General features: G+C 31.9%; 23 protein-coding genes. 6 read left to right on the top strand and 17 right to left on the bottom strand.

Features of this window, described 5'->3' with window-relative positions:
- The first annotated feature begins 4 nt into the window (after positions 1-4).
- The 4 genes from MJ_RS08340 to MJ_RS08325 all read left to right on the top strand — a co-directional run bounded on the left by MJ_RS08340 (position 5) and on the right by MJ_RS08325 (position 4,523).
- Positions 5-454 (top strand): GbsR/MarR family transcriptional regulator, encoded by a 450-nt coding sequence (locus MJ_RS08340; protein WP_064496869.1) that lies wholly within the window; start codon positions 5-7, stop codon positions 452-454.
- A gap of 22 nt (positions 455-476) precedes the next feature.
- Positions 477-1,631 carry an MMPL family transporter gene (locus MJ_RS08335; protein WP_064496868.1) on the top strand — a complete coding sequence of 385 codons (1,155 nt, stop codon included), beginning with the start codon at positions 477-479 and terminating at the stop codon, positions 1,629-1,631.
- A complete protein-coding gene (locus MJ_RS08330) occupies positions 1,628-3,289 on the top strand; it encodes a COG1361 S-layer family protein (RefSeq protein ID WP_010871085.1) in 1,662 nt (553 codons plus the stop codon). Before MJ_RS08335 ends, MJ_RS08330 begins: the two co-directional genes overlap by 4 nt.
- 73 nt (positions 3,290-3,362) lie before the next feature.
- Entirely contained in the window at positions 3,363-4,523 is a 1,161-nt protein-coding gene (locus tag MJ_RS08325) for an MFS transporter (RefSeq protein ID WP_010871084.1), read from the top strand.
- 6 nt (positions 4,524-4,529) lie between these two features.
- On the opposite strand, the gene MJ_RS08320 is transcribed toward MJ_RS08325, so the two are convergent.
- On the bottom strand, positions 4,530-5,096 hold the full coding sequence (locus MJ_RS08320; protein WP_010871083.1) for an NTPase: 567 nt from the start codon (positions 5,094-5,096) through the stop codon (positions 4,530-4,532).
- A 32-nt stretch (positions 5,097-5,128) separates the two neighbouring features.
- Between MJ_RS08320 and MJ_RS08315 the strand changes: the two genes are divergently transcribed.
- The gene (locus MJ_RS08315) at positions 5,129-5,401 is read left to right on the top strand and encodes an ACT domain-containing protein (protein WP_010871082.1); all 273 of its coding nucleotides are present in this window, start codon (positions 5,129-5,131) and stop codon (positions 5,399-5,401) included.
- Here the strand turns inward: MJ_RS08315 and taw2 are convergent, their stop codons facing one another.
- From taw2 to MJ_RS08250, 15 genes are all read right to left on the bottom strand, one after another.
- A complete protein-coding gene (gene taw2 / locus MJ_RS08310; protein WP_010871081.1) occupies positions 5,402-6,151 on the bottom strand; it encodes a tRNA(Phe) (4-demethylwyosine(37)-C(7)) aminocarboxypropyltransferase Taw2 in 750 nt (249 codons plus the stop codon).
- A gap of 4 nt (positions 6,152-6,155) precedes the next feature.
- The gene (locus tag MJ_RS08305) at positions 6,156-7,091 is read right to left on the bottom strand and encodes a hypothetical protein (RefSeq protein ID WP_064496978.1); all 936 of its coding nucleotides are present in this window, start codon (positions 7,089-7,091) and stop codon (positions 6,156-6,158) included.
- A 42-nt stretch (positions 7,092-7,133) separates the two neighbouring features.
- Positions 7,134-8,438, bottom strand: a complete 1,305-nt coding sequence (aspS, locus tag MJ_RS08300; RefSeq protein ID WP_064496866.1) for an aspartate--tRNA(Asn) ligase — start codon at positions 8,436-8,438, stop codon at positions 7,134-7,136.
- Positions 8,439-8,600: 162 nt separating this feature from the next.
- A complete protein-coding gene (locus MJ_RS08295; protein ID WP_010871078.1) occupies positions 8,601-10,469 on the bottom strand; it encodes a beta-propeller domain-containing protein in 1,869 nt (622 codons plus the stop codon).
- An 82-nt stretch (positions 10,470-10,551) separates the two neighbouring features.
- Positions 10,552-11,025 carry a winged helix-turn-helix domain-containing protein gene (locus tag MJ_RS08290; RefSeq protein WP_010871077.1) on the bottom strand — a complete coding sequence of 158 codons (474 nt, stop codon included), beginning with the start codon at positions 11,023-11,025 and terminating at the stop codon, positions 10,552-10,554.
- Between the two features lie 21 nt (positions 11,026-11,046).
- Complete coding sequence (locus MJ_RS08285) at positions 11,047-11,442, bottom strand: Zn-ribbon domain-containing OB-fold protein (RefSeq protein ID WP_064496977.1); 396 nt, start codon at positions 11,440-11,442, stop codon at positions 11,047-11,049.
- Between the two features lie 133 nt (positions 11,443-11,575).
- A complete protein-coding gene (locus tag MJ_RS09390; protein ID WP_010871075.1) occupies positions 11,576-11,749 on the bottom strand; it encodes a CooT family nickel-binding protein in 174 nt (57 codons plus the stop codon).
- An 11-nt stretch (positions 11,750-11,760) separates the two neighbouring features.
- Complete coding sequence (locus MJ_RS08280) at positions 11,761-11,946, bottom strand: hypothetical protein (protein ID WP_010871074.1); 186 nt, start codon at positions 11,944-11,946, stop codon at positions 11,761-11,763.
- Between the two features lie 23 nt (positions 11,947-11,969).
- Entirely contained in the window at positions 11,970-12,176 is a 207-nt protein-coding gene (locus MJ_RS08275; RefSeq protein WP_064496865.1) for a hypothetical protein, read from the bottom strand.
- Positions 12,177-12,189: 13 nt separating this feature from the next.
- A complete protein-coding gene (locus MJ_RS08270) occupies positions 12,190-13,368 on the bottom strand; it encodes a thiolase domain-containing protein (RefSeq protein WP_010871073.1) in 1,179 nt (392 codons plus the stop codon).
- Positions 13,365-13,676, bottom strand: a complete 312-nt coding sequence (locus MJ_RS08265; RefSeq protein ID WP_244409425.1) for a HepT-like ribonuclease domain-containing protein — start codon at positions 13,674-13,676, stop codon at positions 13,365-13,367. The genes MJ_RS08270 and MJ_RS08265 overlap by 4 nt, the downstream gene beginning before the upstream one ends.
- Positions 13,677-13,683: 7 nt before the next feature.
- On the bottom strand, positions 13,684-13,815 hold the full coding sequence (locus MJ_RS09890) for a hypothetical protein (protein WP_280109649.1): 132 nt from the start codon (positions 13,813-13,815) through the stop codon (positions 13,684-13,686).
- Entirely contained in the window at positions 13,787-14,155 is a 369-nt protein-coding gene (locus tag MJ_RS08260) for a nucleotidyltransferase domain-containing protein (RefSeq protein ID WP_010871071.1), read from the bottom strand. The genes MJ_RS09890 and MJ_RS08260 overlap by 29 nt, the downstream gene beginning before the upstream one ends.
- Entirely contained in the window at positions 14,152-15,189 is a 1,038-nt protein-coding gene (locus MJ_RS08255) for a hydroxymethylglutaryl-CoA synthase (RefSeq protein ID WP_010871070.1), read from the bottom strand. Before MJ_RS08255 ends, MJ_RS08260 begins: the two co-directional genes overlap by 4 nt.
- Positions 15,190-15,199: 10 nt before the next feature.
- Positions 15,200-15,895 (bottom strand): helix-turn-helix domain-containing protein, encoded by a 696-nt coding sequence (locus MJ_RS08250; RefSeq protein WP_064496864.1) that lies wholly within the window; start codon positions 15,893-15,895, stop codon positions 15,200-15,202.
- A gap of 149 nt (positions 15,896-16,044) precedes the next feature.
- Here MJ_RS08250 and MJ_RS08245 point away from each other — a divergent pair, with 149 nt between their 5' ends.
- A complete protein-coding gene (locus MJ_RS08245; RefSeq protein ID WP_083774553.1) occupies positions 16,045-17,328 on the top strand; it encodes an ATP-binding protein in 1,284 nt (427 codons plus the stop codon).
- Positions 17,329-17,385: 57 nt separating this feature from the next.
- On the opposite strand, the gene ilvC is transcribed toward MJ_RS08245, so the two are convergent.
- On the bottom strand, positions 17,386-18,378 hold the full coding sequence (gene ilvC / locus MJ_RS08240) for a ketol-acid reductoisomerase (RefSeq protein WP_064496863.1): 993 nt from the start codon (positions 18,376-18,378) through the stop codon (positions 17,386-17,388).
- Positions 18,379-18,506 lie beyond the last annotated feature (128 nt).

Raw genomic sequence — 18,506 nt, 5'->3', positions numbered from 1 at the left:
AATAATGGAAGAAGCAAAAAAATTAATTATTGAGTTGTTTTCAGAACTTGCAAAGATTCATGGGTTGAATAAATCAGTAGGGGCAGTGTATGCCATCCTTTACTTATCTGATAAGCCATTAACAATCTCAGACATTATGGAAGAGTTAAAGATTAGTAAAGGAAACGTTAGCATGTCTCTAAAAAAGCTTGAAGAGTTAGGATTTGTAAGGAAAGTATGGATTAAAGGAGAGAGAAAAAACTATTATGAAGCTGTTGATGGCTTTTCATCAATTAAAGATATTGCTAAGAGAAAACATGATTTAATTGCAAAAACTTATGAAGATTTAAAAAAATTAGAAGAAAAATGCAATGAAGAAGAGAAAGAGTTCATAAAACAAAAAATTAAAGGAATTGAGAGAATGAAAAAAATTTCAGAGAAGATTTTGGAAGCTCTCAATGACTTAGATAATTAATTTCCTTATAATGGTGGTATTGATGCTTAGAGAAATATTAAAAAAAGTTGCTCATTTCTCCGAACAAAAACCATTCCTAATGCTTCTAATTATCTTAATTATAACTGTATTTGCTGGAATATCAGCAACCAATGTTAAATCTCAAACTGCCTTTGAAAAGATGCTTCCTCAAGACAATCCAATTATAAAAACCCTATATGAAGTCAGGGATGAATTTGGAGGAACTGATGTCATAACTATCTGTATAAAGCTAAAACCCTCAGATAGCAGTGATAAAGTTGTTGATATAAGAGACCCGAGAGTTTTAAAAGCAATTAAAGAATTGGAGGATAATTTAAGATATGTAGATGGGATAACAAGCGTAAGCTCTCCAGTAGATATAATCATTCAAAAAAATAACGGTATTGTGCCAAATGACATTGATACGGTTAAAGATATCCTAAATAAACTCCCAGAAGATAAGAGAAAGAGAATATTCAACTCAGACTATTCAATGACAGTTGTTAATGCATATACTGACGCTGGTGGAGACCAGAAAAAGCTAATGAGAGTAATGGATGATGTAAATGAAAGAATTGAAGAAACTCCATTTCCTCCAGGAGTTGAAGTTATAGCAACAGGGACTCCACCAATGAGGAAGTTGATGGATGAGTTAATGAAAGAGAGCCAAAGCTTTACAACAACAGTAGGTCTAATTGGGATTTTAATAATATTGATTATCTACTTCAGAAAGCCGTTATCCTCTATAATGCCTCTCTTACCAGTGCTTATAGCAGTTATATGGACTGGAGGAGCTATGGGGCTTTTAGACATTCCCTTGGATATGGCAACCGCTGGAATAGGCTCTCTGATACTGGGGTTGGGTATTGATTACGGAATACATTTGATGCATAGGTATGATGAAGAAAGAAGGAAAGGGATGCCAATAGATAAGGCAATAGAAACAGCTGTAGTTGAAACAGGAACTGCAGTTATGGCTACAACAGCAACAACAGTAGTTGGTTTCTTAGCTTTGGTTTTAGCTCCATTACCAATGATGGCAAACTTAGGAAAGGTCTGTGCTTTAGGGATTTCCTTCTGTATGGTGGTGGTTTTAACCTTACTACCAGCTTTAATTGTTATTGAAGAGAGGCATATAATGCCACTTATTAAGAGATTGAAAGGTGATACTCAATGATAACCAATAAAATAAAAATATTCCTAATATCATTAATCTTTATTTCAGGAGTTTATGCTTTGCAGGTAGATGCTCCTCAGTATCAGCCGAATGTTATTCATCCTGGGGATGATGTTGATTTGTGGATTAAAATAACTAATGATAATTATGATAATGAAGTTAAAAACATAGTTGTTGAGGTTTCTCCACACTATCCATTTGAGTTAAGGCAGGTTAATCCAATTAAGGGGAAAGCAACAATCAGCCATTTAAATCCTGGAGAATCAGACACTGTATATTTCAAACTACATGTTGATGAAAATGCCCCATCAAGAGACTATGAAATAGATGTAAAGGTAAGTTATGATGAAATTAATAAAGAAGATGGGAAAGAAACAATCCACCACTATGAAATAACTAAAATCTATTACCTACATGTTTATGGAATAGCAAGCTTTGAAATTAATGGGAATTTTAGCCTAATTCCATCAAAAACTCAAACAGTTCCAATTGAAATTATAAACACAGGAACAGGAACAGCTAAGGAAGTTAATCTGTATATTGGATATTCTTTAAACTCTGTAAATGCTGGTTCTGAGTCAGTTGAAGTATCTGCCTATGGGACAACCAAAACCCAAGAAAAAACTATTTACTACCCAACAGCTGTTCCTATATCTAATCTACCAATTTCACCAGTTGGAGAAACAAAATTCTACTTAGGAGCTTTAAAGCCAGATAATAGCAGAGTAATTAATTTAAAGTTATACACTGCAAGCAATTTAGTTGAGGGCTGTTATCAAATCCCTGCAGTAATTACATGGATAGATGAAGACGGAACTAAAAGGGCAGAGCAGATAACCATTGGAGCTTATGTAAAAGGAGATATTTTATTGGGAATATCTAATGTGGTAACTGACCCTAAGGAGATAAAGCCAGGAACAACTTATGTGAGAATTGATGTAACAATAACCAACAATGGACATGCAGAGGCGAAGGATGTTAAATTAAAATTAATAACAAATAAACCATTTAAAGATAGCTGGAGTAACTGCAATATAAAAGATGTTGGCAACTTATTGCCCGGAGTTTCAAAGACAGTATCTTTCTATGTGGATGTAGATAAATATGCCTCTGCTAAGCATTATAAGCTTCCAATTGAAATTAGTTATTTAGATACTGCCAATAACAAATACAAAACTGAAAAATTCATAGACATCTATGTTAAACCAAAGCCATTATTTGAGATTATAACAAAAGAAGTTAATGTAACTGCTGGAAAAGAAAACACCGTCTATATAACAATAAAGAACGTTGGTAGTGAAAAGGCAGAGAGAGTTAAGATTTCAGCAATTAGAAACTCTGGACAACCATTTGATTACCCAATTAAAAGTGACACTATTGGAACTCTCTACCCTAACCAAACAGGAACTGGAGTTATAGTTATAGATGTTGATAAAAATGCTGAATCAAAGCCTTATATAATAACTATTGAAATAAGATGTGCAGGAGATAGTGATGAGGGAGATAATAACGTGTATGTCTATCAAGAACCGTTAAAAGTGGTAGTGAATAATTCAAATTCAAAAAGTTATTGGATATTGGGAATAATAGTGGTTATTGCCATTGTATTGGTTGTAGGATATGTATTTAAAAGAAAAAATAGCAAAGATAAAGAATAAAACACTCTATTTATTTTTGTTTTTTGAATTTTTCCTATTTCATTTTTTTATTTTAACGTTTTTAGGTGGTTTTATGGGAAAATTAGAGAAAAATGTTTTTGTTATTTGGATTACTACCTTTACAACTATGCTTGGTGTTGGTTTTATAGCACCAATTATGGCAATATACGCCCAAACACTGGGAGCTACAAATTTAGAAATTGGTTTAATATTTGGTTCATTTGCATTAGCGAGAACAGTAGCTCAAATTCCTGTTGGAGTTTTATCTGATATATATGGAAAGAAGTTTTTTATTGTCTGTGGAACATTTTTTTATGGAGTCTCTACCTTAATGTATAATTTTGTTAGCACAGTTTTAGGTTTTTTAATTGTGAGAATTTTTACTGGAATCTTTTCAGCTTTTGTAACACCAGTAGCTGGGTCTTATATCGCGGCTATAGCCCCAAAAACAAGATTAGGAGAATATATGGGAATTTTTAATTCAGCAATTACATTGGGCTTTGGCATAGGACCTTTTATAGGGGGAATTCTTGCTGATATGTATGGAATTAAAATGCCATTCTACTTTTGTGGATTTTTAGGAATTTTGGCGGCAATTATAAGCTATATGAAATTGGAGGATATTGTTTTTAATAAAAATAAAGAAAAAATAGATGTTAAAAAAATATCTACTTTATTCTCATTTGAATTTTTGAAAAATAGGAATTTTTCATCCTCTTTTATTATCAATGTATCTAATGTTATGATAAATGCTGGGATATATGCGTATTTGGCATTGTATGCAATTAACTACAATATAACTATAAGTCAAGTAGGTTTTATGATTGCTTTAACAAATATCTTAATGGCTTTACTTCAAAGAAGTTTTGGAAAACTCTACGATAAATTGGGAAATATAATGATAATCATTGGAATTTTTATAATATCCTTTGGAATGTATTTGCTCTCAACCTCTACAACTTTTTTGACTATATTGGCTTCTTTAACAATTATAGCAGTTGGTAGTTCAATATCTTCCACCGCCACAACATCTCTCGCAGTTAAAGACATCCCAACACATAGAAAAGGCGAAGCTATGGGGCTTTTTACAACAAGCATAAATATTGGGATGTTTATTGGTGCAGTGTCGTTTGGATTCTTAGCTGATATTTTAGGAATAGCAAATATGTATAAATTTTCAGCAATATTTTCAATTGTTGTAGGGATTATCAGCTATTTAAGAATAGAAAGATAAAGATAATTATTTTAATCCTGCCAATATTTTATTTAATATTTCTTCAAACAATTTCTCCCTATTTTCAATAGTTAAAGTATATAGCTCTCCTTTATCTTTAAATTTATTTACCCAATTTCTGTGTAGTGTGGCTAATAACGGTTTATCACTTTTAATAACCTCATCAACAACTTCAGAAAACTTTCTACTCTTAAATTCCATAGCTCCAAGTTCATCTATAATTATAATATCAGCATCTTTCAAAGCCCTTTTTATTGCCTCAACTCCAACGTTATCTAAATTTTCTATAAAAACAGCATATTTACCAACTTTTATTTTTCCATCTCCAACATAGGCTAATATTGTTTCTTCATTGGTATCTAAGGTTATTATTTTAAATCCCACTCTTTTTCCTCCATCTCTAATCTCCTTAGTTATAAAACCTCCAACTTTATAGCCTAACTCCTTCAACTTCTCAGCTATCTTTAAAGCTAATGTAGTTTTTCCAACTCCGGGCATTCCCGTTATAAATATCCTCATAGTTTCACCACAACCCTTAAATTGATGTATGTAATGTTTAAAGTTATAAATCATAACTCACTAATCAAATTTAAAGAGGAGAGAAGATGAGTAGAGTTGTAGTTTCAGTTATTGGGCAGGATAGAACAGGAATAGTTGCGGGAATCTCAAAAGTATTGGCTGAGAATAATGCAAACATCTTAGATATAAGCCAAACTATTATGGATAATCTATTTGCCATGATTATGCTCGTTGATATATCAAACGCTAAAGTAGATTTTGCAACACTAAAAAAAGAACTTGAAAAAGCTGGAGAAGAATTGGGTGTTCAAGTCATTGTCCAGCATGAAGATATATTTAAATACATGCATAGAATTTAATCAAATCCTTTCAAATTTAGCATCTACAACAACATGCCAAACGCCTGGAGCGTATTTTTTAATCTTTCTCACTTCATAATCTATCAATTTATAGCCATTTTTTTCAGCATAGAATTTTAATCTCTCTATTGGTCTTTCATACATAATCTTTTCAGCTACTGTTTCATGATAATGTATAACTCCCCTATCTTTTAAAAATTCAAAAGTCTTATCTAAAAATTTGTGTGTTTTATGTACATAGCCCATGATAACTCTATCTGCGACATCTTTTAACTCAACGTCTCTATTATCTGCTAAAATTGGGATGACATTATTTAGTTTATTTAATTTGATGTTTTCACATAGATAATGATAAGCTGTAGGATTTTTTTCGATTGCATAGACCAACTTTGGTTTTGAGTATTTAGCTAATGGAATTGTGAAATAACCAATACCAGCAAACATATCAACAACTACCTCATTCTCATTGCTTATAAATGCCATTCTTTTCCTTTCCTCAATATTTCCCTGACTCCACATAATCTTAGCAACATCTAACTTAAACAAACAGCCATATTCTTTATGGATTGTTTCTGTTTCTTTCCCATATAGGATTTTTACATGTGGAGTTCTAAATTCACCGGTTATTTGGGTTGTGTATAGCAAGATAGCTTTACATTTAGTTCTTTTTACAATCTCTCTAATTTCATCCTCACTTAATTCTTTTTTAACGATAACAACATCTCCAATCTTTTGATATTTTATACCCATAATCTCACAATATTAAAGTTATTATCACAAACAACGCAGTTATCAAAATTCTAACTAATGTAGATATCATCATCAAATTAAAACCATCTTTAAATCCATATATGCCTATATAATATGGAGCTAAAAATCTCAACGCTGGAATGCTTGATAATATAGAGCCAAGAAGTAAAGCTCTTACAACTTCAATCTCATCTAAAATTCCCCTATTTAAAAACTCTCCAGCTAAGACAAAAGCTCCTATGTAGTTTATTGGTTGGGTAACTGCCACAGTAATTTCTTCAACTGAAAGTGGTAGATAATAAGCTTTATTTTTTATAATCTCAGTTATATAGTCAAAAAATCCAAATTCAATCAAAAATGAGGTTATAATGGAGGCTATTGTTATATCCCTTATTATTGGAATTCCATACTTTATAGTGTTTTTAAAAGCTGTATAAACAACATCTTTATTTAGTTTTATCTTTTTGTCTGTGTTATCTTCTTTATACTCCCTATTTTTTAATGTTATCTTTCCAATAGCCATAAAAATGAGTGTTTGAATAAATCCAATCAAAACTAAGATTATAAAATAGATTATTCCAAAGAATCCTAAGGTGGCAAGCAAAATTGGCAATAAAGAATCCCAGTGCCTAAGCATTGCCGGAAATGCATCTATTAAAGATGAGATATAGAGTTCTTTTTTGTTTATAATCCCTTTTTTATAAAAATCTACAAGCATTATGTTTGCCATTCTTGGTTCAATAAAAGATGTTGTTATAGCTATCCCACACTCCTCTGGAAGATTTGCCAATCTTGTAAATATCTTTCCAATAAAATAGATTTTTTTGATGATATTACTCTCTATGAGAATTTGAGAGATAAATAAACCAACAATAAGCATTGGAATGCTGTAATACAAAAAAGTAAATGTCAATGTAAGTGTTTGAATTATCTTATCCATCATAATAATCTTATTAATTTCTCATTAAAAAGTATTTAAAAATTATGGAGTTAATCTCTGCCTATCTCTTGGGAATAAAACACACTCTCTAATGTTCTCTTGCTGAGTTAATACCATGGTAAATCTATCCGCTCCTAATCCCCATCCTGCATGTGGAGGCATTCCATACTTAAATGCCTCTAAGTAATATGTAAATCCATCAGGGTTTAAGCCCTTCTTTTTAATATTCTCAACTAATAAATCATATAAGTGAATCCTTTGAGCTCCTGAAGAAATCTCTAAATCTTTATACATTAAATCAAATGCCTTACAAATATTTGGATTTTTCTCATCTGGCATTGTATAGAACGGCCTAATTTCAGAAGGCCAGTCAGTTATAAAGTAGAGTCCTTCCATCTCCTCTCCAATAGCCTTCTCTGCCTCTCTACTCAAATCTTCTCCCCAGCTAATTTCAACACCTTTTGCATTTGCAATGTCAATAGCTTCATCGTAAGTGATTCTATCAAACTTCTCTGGTGGCAACTCAAACTCTATTCCTAAAGTTTCAATCTCCTTCTTTCTATTCTCATAAACATCTACAAATGCGTTATAAACAACTTTCTCCAATATATCCATAGCATCCTTATCATCAGCAAATGCCATTTCAATGTCTATTGATGTAGCTTCATTTAAATGTCTCCTTGTATTATGCTCCTCAGCCCTAAATATTGGAGCTATTTCAAAAACTCTATCCAACCCAGTTGCCATTAACATCTGCTTATACAACTGAGGACTCTGCCCTAAAAATGCCTCTCTCTCAAAGTATGAGATTGGGAAGAGTTCAGTTCCTCCCTCAGTGCAACTTGCTACCAATTTTGGTGTATTTACCTCAATAAAGCCCTCATTATAGAGTGTGTTTCTTACAGATTTTAGCATTTCACTTCTAATTTTAAATATTGCCTGAACTTTTGGTCTTCTTAAATCTAAGAATCTATTTTCTAATCTTGTATCTAACTCTGCTGGGACTTTTTCAGCTGGGTCTAAAGGAAGAGGTCTTTTAGCGGTGTTTATAACCTCCAACTCTAATGGTAATATTTCAAAACCATTTGGTGCTTTTTCATTTGCTATAACTTTTCCTTTAACTGCTATAACATCCTCTGCTCCAAGTTTTTTTATTTGGCTAAACAACTCATCTCCAACTTTTTGTTTTGGTGCTACAATTTGCACTGTCCCTTCTCTATCTCTTAAAATAACAAATATAATTTTCCCTAAAGCTCTAATTGAATGAACCCATCCCATTATAATAACTTCTTGTCCATCCATTTCTGGTTTAATATCTGCTGAGTAGTGTGTTCTTCTCCACTTCATTTTATTCACCATCTACATCATGTGTTTCCCAAATCACTAAAAACTTTTTAAGGTTAATAATTGTGTAAATGGTTTTTATAGTTTCCTAAGCTTTTGTGTATCTATATATTTAATTTTATAGGTTAAAATTGTCAAAAATAAAAAATAATTAAAAAATTAAATTTATTTAAACCCATAGCCATAAGGCAGATAGTTTTCAAACTCAATTTTTTTAACTAATTGCCAGTTATTTTCATCTAAAATGTGCATCTCTGAAAGTGAGAACGTGTATAGATAATTGTTTATAAATAAAGCCCTCAAAACATTTGTTTTATGCTCATCGTCCTTAACCATTTCTATCTTATTGTCCTCAACTTTAAACACATAAGCATGATTATAAGCAGGTAGAAAGAAGATTTTATACTTTTCATCCCATAAGAATGCGTGATAGTCCCTAAACGCTGGACTCCACCAAACATTTAATTTATATTTATCAACTTCTTTCGGATTATTCAAATCAGAAATATTAAATAGTGAGATTTTTAATTTTCCATCGTCATCTTTACCAATACCAATAAATAAATTATTACCTATTGGATGTAAGTAAGTGGAATATCCTGGAATCTTTAACTCTCCTAAGACCTTTGGATTTTTTGGATTTTTTAAATCAATAACCAATAACGGGTCTGTCTCTTTGTAAGTTACTATATAGGCTTTATCTCCCATGAATCTTACTGCATAAATTCTCTCTCCTTTTTCTAATCCAGTTAGCTTACCAACAACATTTAAATCACTATCTAAGATGTAGATGTTATTGGTCATTTTATCTCTGAATCTCCAGTCCCCTATTGTTGTTGCCACTCTTAAATAGCCGTTGTATTCATCCATAGCAAAGTTGTTTAAGAGATGACCACTAACCTTTCCACTTTTAACTTCAAAGCTGTCTAAGTTAATTTTAGCTATTCCAGTGTATTCAAACTCTTCCCAGTGTTCTTCTAAATAGTTCTCAAAGTCATTCTGCAACTTTTTCATTAGGTTGTGTCTCTTCTCAGAAGGAAGGGAGCTTAAATATCTTTCAATAGTTTCAGTTATCTCAACGAACTTGGCATTGTCTCCAAAGTCTTCATTTTCAATAACTCTCTTTATTTTATCTGCCACTTCTGTTGGGAAGTATTTATCTGCACTTTCATTTAAAAAGTTAAGCATTAATTTCTTCTCATTAATTTTTAGATTATAGGCAAAGTATAAGTTGTTCTTTGACATGTATAGGGTTGTTTTATAATTTCCAACAATTGCAATTGAGTTTTCAACTTTTCCACTTTTTATATTTATTCTGCTAATAATATATGTTGTATCAAAGTCCATACTGTATATTGGGGGAAGTTCTGGAATGTAGTATTTATCATAGCCAATTTTATAATTGTTCCATACAATTGGGCAATCTATAGAGTTTTTTCTAACTACTAAATATAACGTTCCATTATACAACCTTGAATCAACATAACTTCCATTTAAATCCATTTGCCAAATTATTTTTGGCATTTCTGGATTTGAGACATTATAGGAGGTTATTTTATTCCAACTTATAACTATTAGTGTATTGTTTGTTAAGTAAAGATAACCACATTCAGATATGTTTTTTATTATTTTAGCATATTTTGGAGGAAGGGGCTTAATTAAATAAATCTTATTTTGAGAGAAGGCAATAATGTTCCCATTTGTTTTTAATATATCTGCTTCATCAACTCCTTTAACTTGAACATTGGTTTTTGAAAATCTTTCTGGCTCAGTTGAGGTTTCTACATTAGAAGATTTAACAGTTGAGGTTATCTGCACTTCTCTACTTGCATAACTATGTCCAACGTAGATGTAGTTTCCTATTGAATTTTCAACGGTATTTTTAAATTCTTCAAAATTTGATTTGGAATTAACAGGAATTAATTTGAAATCATTACTTCCTTCTTTTATAGGCTTTTCATTTTCAACGCATCCAGAAAATAATGATATAATCATTAATAATGATAAAAATATTGCAACTGCCTTAATTTTCATTATATCACCTAAGAATATTTAAAAAGCTAATTCATTTATATATCTAAAAAAGATACTATATAATGATTTCTAAATCGTTCGGTTATCTCCGAATAATTTTATAAACTAAATAAACTATAAAGATTATTAAAAAAGTAGAGATAATTAAAAAAATTAAAAATAGCGGCTCTTTCTGAAAAGTTGTTGAACCTTTGTAAGTTGTATAAATACCCCTTTCAACAACTGTTTTTGATAAAACAACTTCTCTTGCTTGGTATTTTATTTGTTTGAATATATAGTAGATCCACAAACCAATTAGTGCAAAAATACTGCTGACCATTAAAATCAATGCTTCTAAGTTCTCTAAAACCTTCTTTCCTTTGTTTGTTATTTTATAATAAACCCACTTGCTATAGTTTTCTTTATCAACCAAACCCATTTCATATAAAGCGTTTAAATGCTCACTTATCGTTGATTTTGATTTTCCTAAAATTTTTGATAATTCAGAGATAGTATAATTCCTTTCATTCAATTTTTTTAAAATTTCAATCTTTGTCTTTGAAAATAGAAATTTCATAATCCCACAAAATAAAATAAATTAATTCTCAATTGGCTTAAATTTATAACCATAAGTTATAACTCCATCATCTCCATCTTCTTTAATTCTTCTAAATACTGCCTCAACTTGCATGCCTATATAAACATCTTCTGGCTTGCAATCTACAATTTGTCCTGTAATTCTCGCTCCTTCCTCTAACTCAATGATTGCTATCACATAAGGAGCTTGTTTTTCAAAATCCTTTGGAGCTACATGGACAACTGAGTATGTATAAACCTTTCCTTTTCCACTTAATTTTATCTCTTCAAACTCTGTTTTTCTTCTACACTTTGGACATATCTCTCTTGAAGGGAAATAAACAGTTCCGCAATTTTTACATCTAACTCCAATTAGACAGTATCTTTCTTTAATATGTCTCCAACTTCTGACAACCATTTTATCCCTCAATAAATATTTTATTCCCATCAACCTTTTCTAAAAAGGTTGATCAAAATGGATGCATCACCTCGCTACGCTCGGTGATGCCTCTTAGCTTAGCTACTATTAATATAGGAAGGCATTTCCGAATTTATCCCTCTATAAATATCTTATTCTCATTCAAATCAATCTTTTTAATCTCTCCAACAAATTCTTTTTTATCACCAAATAAATCAATGGCTATAACTTTATCTCCTTTTTTCTCAACAATCATAACATCTTCCATAACCAACTCTCCATTAAAGTAGAGATTGCAACTACACATATTTTCACCATTTAACTCGCTTCATCCTCATCTACATCTTCAACTTCCAAGGTTCCATTTTCATACCCATAAAGCTCATAAATTTTTGATGATATGTAGAGGTCAATGAGCATAATTAGCCTACACTCTCCCCCAACCCACATTACACACTTATCTTTTTTGCAAATATCTTTAATAAATGGGCAGAACTTATCCATTTAGCTCATCCTTCCTATTTTTATTAAATGGTAGGTAGATAAGGGATATTTAGTTTAGTTTTGTCATATATTATAAACCCTATTACAAACAAACAAGCAAATATTATTGCAGAAATCAACAAAAATACAGTTAATCCATCAAATAGATAATACCAAATAATAAAATCCAATACCACAAATCCAATGCTTCCAATTACTATAGTAAGCACTTCCTTTTTAATTTTATCCATAAATATCCTCTAATTATCTCTTATCAGACAATATATGGATGCATACAGTCCCTCCAGTCCCTCCGACATTTACAGTAATTCCATAGCCATTTTTAATCTCTACCTGCCTATCTTTAACCTCCTTATCCTGCTTTAACTGCCAGTAAATCTCTCCAACCTGCCTTATACCGGTAGCCCCTAATGCATGTCCAGCAGCTTTCAGCCCTCCACTTGGATTTACTGCTGGGAAGCCATCATAATCAATAGCTATCTTTTTATCATAAACTATCTTTCCAGCCTCTCCCTTTTTACAGAAACCAAGTTCCTCCATCAATATTAAACCATTTATAGCAAAGCAGTCATGAACTTCAGCGACATCCACATCCTTTGGTTCTATATTTGCCATTTTATATGCTTTTTCACTTGCAACTTTAGCAGCTTTTAAGCTTGTTATGCTCTCTCTGCTGTGTAATGCAATTGTATCTGATGCTTGAACACTTGCTTTGATGTAGATGATATCATCTTTATTTACAAATTCTTTAGCCTTTTCTGCTTCACATACTATAAGGGCAGCAGCACCATCTGAAACTGGTGAGCAATGTAGTAATCTTAAAGGCTCAGCAACTGGTGAGGAGTTGAGAACCTGCTCCAATGTAACCTTAAATGGGAATTGTGCATATCTATTTTTTGAGGCGTTTTCATGCATGATAACGCTCCACATTGATAACTCCTCTAAAGTTAAGCCATACTCATACATATACCTCTGAGCCATCATAGCATACAGTGAAGGAAAAGTAGCTCCAAACAAAGCCTCCCATTCTTGGTCTGAAGCTGATGATATTGCAGAGGTTGCATCAACAACATCAGTCATCTTTTCTACTCCACCAACTAAAACAACATCACTTGCCCCGCTCGCTACATTTAAAACAGCTTGTCTTAAAGCTAAGCTACCAGATGCACAAGCAGCTTCAACCCTTGTTGAAGGAATTGGGTTTAAACCAGCATGCTCAGCTATTAAAGAGGCTATATGCTCCTGTCCAACAAACAAACCAGCACTCATGTTTCCAACATACATCTCATCTATATCCTTCCCATCTATACCTGCAGCTTCAACTGCCTTAACACCAGCCTCAACAATCAAGCTTCTAAAACTTCTTTCCCATAGCTCGCCAAACTTTGTCTGTCCATAGCCGATAATGGCAACATCTCTCATTCTTCCACCTTTTCATAGAATTCAATGAGTTTAATTATTATCAGATGAAATGCTTCGCATTTCATTACTCGCATACTTTCGTATGCGATTTCATAGAGTTCATCAATTCTTTTTAAACCTTCTTTTACAACTTCTAAGTTTAATTTATCGTATTTATGGACAATAGCGTTTCTAAGCCTGTTATATTGTTTTAGTAGAGTAGCTTCATCTTTTGTAATAACATCATGCTTCAAAAGTTTCTTAATGTTTGTATAATCATCTTCAACATTCAACCCAATGTCTTTAACGAGCATTGCTACAACGTCCATAGTAATATCAACACATACTTGAAGAGAAATATAATAAAGCCCTTTTTGTAATCTCATCCCTTATTTCATGTTCTTTTATGAAGTAATATTCTTCCCCAAACTTTTCAAGCTTATCCAAGTATCTCTTCTTTCTTTGCATTAAATCTCCTCCTCAACATAACCTTTTCTCTAACACTGTTGAACTGATTTTCTCTAATCCTCTTTTCCATATCCCTCCAAATCTTTCTAAATTTGTAGAAATGCTCTGAAAGTTCTAATTCATCTCCAAAAATTACTTTATGATTTTTTATAATCTCCATTTTTATATACAAAGGAAGTTCTTCAAAGATTTTTATGTCATATTTATTTCCCAATTTTCCTAAGATTTCTAAGTATGTATTTCTATCAACCCCTACTAAGCATATATCAATATCACTCCTTTTTGTGTATTCATTCTTTGCATAAGAACCATATAGCAGAATTCCAAAAACTTTGCTCACATCTTAATTTTCTTTCTAAATTTGGCATATATTGCATAGTCGATATATTCTTTCCTCTCTAAGTAATAGGCTGTTTTTGGAGCTTTGTCTTTGACTTTATTTATTCTATCAGTTACTGTTATGTCGAAGGCATCACTTCCAGCCCCACTTCCATAGGAGACTGCTAAAATTCTCTCTCCACCTTCACAATTATCTAAGACATTTGATAACCCTAAAGGAACAGCTCCTGAGTAAGTGTTTCCAATATAAGGGGTTAATAGCCCTATTTTATATTGCTCTTCCTTAAAGCCCAAAATCTTAGCTACCCTAATATAGAATTTTCCGTTTGGTTGGTGGAATACGCAGTAATCATAATCTTCTGGCTTTGTTCCCATTTTTTCCATCAATCCTTTAGCAGCATTAATTACATGTCTAAAGTATGCTGGCTCTCCTGTAAATCTTCCTCCATGTCTTGGATATGGCTTTCCTTCTCTCCTCCAGAAGTCTGGGGTGTCTGTTGTGTATGAATAAGTGCCGTTGAATTCAGCTATAACGTTTGATTTTCCTATTATATAGGCAGCTCCTCCAGCTGCTGCCGTGTATTCCAAAGCATCTCCTGGAGCTCCTTGGGCAGTATCTGCCCCAATAGCTAATCCGTATTTGATTAAGCCGCTCTCAACCAATCCCATACACATCTGAATTCCTGCTGTTCCAGCTTTGCAAGCAAACTCTAAATCCGCTGCAGTTAAGTCTGGAGTTGCATCTATAGCCTCAGCAACTATTGTAGCAGTTGGTTTAACTGCATAAGGGTGGCTTTCACTCCCAACATAAACAGCTCCAATGTCTTTTGGGTCTATTTCAGCTCTTTTTAATGCATTTCTTGCTGCTTCAACTGCAATAGTTGCAGTGTCTTCATCCAAGCTTGGAACTGCTTTCTCATATACCAAAAGTCCTTTTTTTATTGATTCCGGGTCTTTGTTCCATACTCTTGCTATTTCTTCAACTTTTATCCTATATTTTGGGATGTATGCTCCATAACCAACAATACCCGCCATAATTTCCCCCTTATTTTATCTCATTTAGTCTTTTTATAAGTTCTTTAGTATCTAAATGGGTTGTTATTAGTGGGATGTTATCAATCTCAGCTAATTTTAAAGCTAAGCTGTCTATCTTGTCTTTATTTATTCCCTGCAAAACAACAACTCTTGGCTTCATTATGCTGACTCTAACAGCAACCATTGGGCTTCTTCCAGTAGAGACGTTTGTGAATATTAAAGCTCTTTCAGTAGTCCATCCGTATAAATGATAGAAATCATCTCCTGTCATCTCTAATATTGCCTTTATACTATCAACAACTGTATGCCCATATATTGGAGTGTCTGAGTTATCTCCAACGGCAATTTCTCCATCAATAATATTTACAAATTCATTAAGGGTTATTGGGTTTTCATACTCTTTTATTGATAAAATTGCCTTCATTGAAGGGCTTTTATCTAAAATTCTTTTTAATGCTTTTATTGTTTGTCCTCCCTTCTCCTTATCTATTTCTATTAATGCCAAAACATACTTTTTTATAATATTCACTCCTGGGTTTTTTCTTCTTCCAACTTCATAATCACTTATAACGGATGGAGAAACGTTTAAGTATTTAGCTAACTCAATCTGCTGGATGTTGAATAAATTCCTCCATTTTTTTAGAGCTTTTCCAGTATTTTCAGCTAAAACAATATCTCCTATAATGTATATTGCTACTTTCTCCATATTAATCACAAAATAAAAATAAAATGTCAATATTATATAAAGTTTTTGATTTTGTTGAAATGCATTATGTTTATTGTCGGATATTGTAAAGAGAAGATTTAAATACTTTGTCTAATATATTAGACATAAAAATATTAAGAGTGTCAAGTATGATAGACAAAAAGATACTATTTGAAGAAGTTATATTAGACAACTTAGAGATTGCAAAGAAAGCAAAGGTAATTAATAGAGATATTGAAATAAAACTCATCCCTAACAAAATAAAGGTTATCTATGGTGTGAGGAGAGGAGGAAAGACATATTTCTTATTTCAAATTATAAACAAGCATTTTAAGGATGATTTCATCTATATAAATTTTGAGGATGAAAGATTAATAAATATAGCTTTAGATGAGTTAAATGAACTCTTAAAGATTGCATTGTCTATAAAAAACACAAAAAACCTATTTTTTGATGAGATTCAGAGTGTTGATAATTGGGATAAATTTGTTAGAAGGCTAAATGATAGTGGTTTCAACATTTTTATAACTGGTTCATCTTCTAAATTATTATCAAAAGAAATTGCCACTTCTTTGAGAGGAAGAAATTTAAAAACTGAAATATTACCATTAAACTTTAAGGAATTTTTGAAATTTAAGAATTTTAATGTTAAGAAGAGGTATTCCACAATTGAAAAGGCAGAGTTGCTGAAGTATCTAAACGAATTCATTAAATTTGGTGGTTTTCCAGAAATAACTTTAATAGATGATGAAAACATTAAAAAAGAAATTCTTAAAGAATATTTGGACGGCATATTTTATAGGGATGTTGTTGAGAGGCATAGCATTAGAAATATAAAGGAAATTAAAGTTTTAAGGAACATTTTAATAAATTTATTTGCTAATGAGATTTCTATTAAAAAGATTGCCAATTTACTCAAAGAATTTAATACAAAAATAAGTAGAGAGTGCATTTACAACTATTTAGAGTATTTTAGTGATGCCTATCTAATATTTTTATTAAATAATTTCTCTTATAAGACTAAGACAATATCCTACTCAAAACTCTATGTTATTGACGGAATGTGGAACTTCTCCTTAAGTTTTAGCAAAAATAAAGGAAGAATTTTGGAAAACCTTGTATTTTTGGAGTTGAGAAGGAGAGGTTTTGTTGAGAATGAGAATCTGTTTTATGTCAAAAGGAAAAACTATGAGGTTGATTTTTTAATATTTGGAGAAAATAAGGAGTTAATTCAAGTATGCTATGAATTAAATGAGACCAATAAAGAAAGAGAAATCAAAGCTTATGAAAAGGCAATAAAAGATTTAAAACTTGATAATGTCAATTTAAAAATTATCACTTACAACGATGAAGGATTCGAAAAAATAACAGTTGATGATAAAGAACATCTGATAGAGATTGTTCCATTCTGGAAGTGGAGTTTAACCTATTGATATTTTAATAATGTAAAAGACATTTTTAAATTAATAAAATAAAAAAGAGATTAAAAATTATTCCTTCTCCAAGCCACACATCTTTCTTAACTCTTTTCCAACCTTCTCAATTAAATGCTCTTTCTCTAATCTTCTTAAAGCATTCAAGTGTGGGAAGCCAGCTTCTCTTTCTAAGCTCCATTCTTTTGCAAATCTTCCATCTTGTATCTCTTTTAAAATCTCTTTCATTGCCTTTCTTGACTCCTCATTTATAACTCTTGCCCTTCTTGTTAAACCTCCATATTCAGCAGTGTTTGAGACGTTCTCCCACATTCCCTGTAATCCCTTTTGATAGATTAAATCAACTATTAGCTTTAACTCATGGCATGTTTCAAAGTATGCCATCTCTGGAGCGTAACCAGCTTCAACTAATGTTTCAAACGCAGCTTTAATTAACTCGGTAACTCCTCCACACAAAACTACTTGCTCTCCAAATAAATCTGTTTCTGTTTCTTCTCTAAAAGTTGTTTGTATTACTCCAACTTTTGTTAATCCAATACCTTTAGCCATTCCCAAAGCAATTTGTAAAGCATCTCCTGTATAATCTCTCTCAACAGCAACCAATCCTGGAACTCCAAATCCTTCTTCATATGTTTTTCTAACCATTGCCCCTGGTGATTTTGGAGCTACCATTGTTATATTAACATTCTCTGGAGGTCTTATAAATCCATAGTGGATGTTGTATCCATGTGAGAAGCTTATTGTTTTTCCTTCTGTTAAGTAAGGCTCAATCTGCTTTTTATAAACTGCTGGCTGGACTTCATCTGGGATTAATATGTGGATGATATCTGCTTTCTCTGCTGCTTCCTCAATTGTCATAACTTTGTGTCCATCTTTAATTGCCTTGTTCCATGATGCTCCATTTGGTCTCAAACCAACTATAACATTTAAACCACTATCCTTCATATTTAAAGCTTGAGCTCTTCCTTGACTTCCATAACCAATAACTGCTATTGTTTTGTCTTTAACTGCGTCAAAGGTTACATCCTTATCGTAGAATATTTTAACCATTTCTATCACCATAAAGACTCTTTTTATTAAATACTCGCTACCTTTATTAGCCATAATACTATTTTAAGGTTTTCGGTTTAATTTGATATTCAGAAATCGATACTATAAAAACCATATAATAATAACAT

It is taken from the genome of Methanocaldococcus jannaschii DSM 2661 (assembly GCF_000091665.1).
GTDB classification, from domain to species: Archaea; AGJL01; Methanococci; order Methanococcales; family Methanocaldococcaceae; genus Methanocaldococcus; species Methanocaldococcus jannaschii.
This window is presented reverse-complemented; position numbering and strand designations above follow the sequence as displayed.